The sequence below is a fragment of the Dysgonomonas sp. 521 genome (genome assembly GCF_010501055.1).
Taxonomy (GTDB): domain Bacteria; phylum Bacteroidota; class Bacteroidia; order Bacteroidales; family Dysgonomonadaceae; genus Dysgonomonas.
This window is the reverse complement of the sequence record NZ_QVMO01000228.1, coordinates 1-1,016: the sequence shown is the minus strand read 5'-3', so window position 1 is coordinate 1,016 and position 1,016 is coordinate 1. Positions and strand designations below refer to the sequence as shown.

Below are 1,016 nucleotides of genomic sequence, written 5' to 3'. Positions count from 1 at the left end.
GAAATATCCATCCTGTGGTACTTCTTTTCTTTGATGCTCTTAATGTTGAAAATTTCTCTTTGAGCCATAATGTTAATTGTTAATATGATTGGTTGCTTGTTCCTATGCCGGGAATCGAACCCGGCCGTGAACCGTTTAGGATTAGTTTTCTATTATTTCTTTTTGGGTTTAACTAACCATCTCTTATAAAACCTTACTGCTTGCGCCCTATTATCGGCATAGCACTTGAATCCATCTGCTGTTTGCCACTCACCAAATTTGCCCGCTTCAGGCTGCTTTATAAATTCGTATTTCATATCAATCGGCCTCCTTTCATTATTGACTGCTAACTGTTAACTGTTATCTATTGCACTCATTGATAATGGCAGGCTGCGTTCTTTGCCCTCATCGTCCTTAAAACGTACCTCAATAAACTGGCAGGAAGGTGCAGGCCTGTAAGCCTCTTTGATGATGTTGATACCATCAATAAAGTTTTCATCACCCGATTTTACTGCCAGACGCTCAAGTTCCAGCACTTTATTAGCCTTCAGGTTACCTTTGCGATCTTTGGCCAACAGGTTCATCACGGTTTCAACCAGGTTTGCACTATTCTCATCCTTTGCCAGCGTTTTCAGGTGGTCTTTTACTTTCTGAATACCTATATCAACAGTATCAGCCCAGCCCTCATTGATACGGTTACCCAGCTTAATGCTAATTTCACCATCTTCAGTGCTGAAGGTATCTGATTGGCGGTCTGATTTAGTTTTGTACAGTTCGTCCTTCATGTCAATAAGTGTTTCCATATTCCCGAAAACTGTTTTCTTTGCCATCATTATCCCTTCCGATATCTGGCATAACAATTCGAAGTTTGTCCTGATGGTGGCATCCTTCATCTCTTTGTAGGTTTCACGTTCCTGTTTAATCCTGGCAGCTTCTGCCTTTTTTGCTTTGTCCTGCCTGAAGGCTTCATATTCAGCCATTTCTTCAGCAGTCATTTCAACTAATTCTTTACTCATAATCTATTGAATTAAAATGTT

The 1,016-nt window shown here is 40.4% G+C and carries 1 protein-coding gene; it reads right to left on the bottom strand.

All coding sequences use genetic code 11. The annotated features are described in order from the left end of the window. Positions 1-332: 332 nt before the first annotated feature. Entirely contained in the window at positions 333-995 is a 663-nt protein-coding gene (locus D0T84_RS22310; protein WP_163310113.1) for a DUF3164 family protein, read from the bottom strand. Between the last annotated feature and the right edge of the window lie 21 nt (positions 996-1,016).